The organism is Citrobacter sp. wls619 (assembly GCF_005281345.1).
GTDB lineage: Bacteria > Pseudomonadota > Gammaproteobacteria > Enterobacterales > Enterobacteriaceae > Citrobacter.
The window spans coordinates 1-454 of record NZ_SZXJ01000051.1; the positions used below are offsets into that span (position 1 = coordinate 1).

Below are 454 nucleotides of genomic sequence, written 5' to 3' on the forward strand. Positions count from 1 at the left end.
CGGTATGTGGCGCAGGTGTACGGGCTGCGGCGGGAAGGATGATAGCAACAGTCATTATCCGGTGGTTCTTATGTATTGCTCGTTTTTTGCCTGAAATTATCTGGAGGTAAATAATTTTGTACATTTTTACCCTGTTTTTCTGTACACCGCTGTAGTCTGGTGCTGATGTGTGGCTACCCGCCGTCAGATCCAGATAACTGTCCCGCGCCTTATCATCCAGAGACTGCCGCATGCTGCGGCGATACCGGGCCTGACGCTCTGCGTTAGCCATTACCATTATATTGTTCTCCGGTGATTGCGTTATGCAGTAACGATAATATATCTGGTGCAGTACCGTTACTGCGTAACAAAAATAAAACGGCTGCGCCACGAAAGGGAAAAAGGGCCGAAAAGATAAAGGGAATTAAGGGTAACTGCGCCTGCCCGGAAAAGGCCAAAGGGCTAAAAGGCTAAA

Annotated in this window: 1 protein-coding gene; it reads right to left on the bottom strand. The window is 48.5% G+C overall.

The window, feature by feature from the left end; all coding sequences use genetic code 11:
- The coding region (locus tag FDX19_RS25300) for a hypothetical protein (protein WP_212734712.1) at positions 1–277 on the bottom strand (277 nt) is incomplete at its 3' end.
- Positions 278–454: the final 177 nt, after the last annotated feature.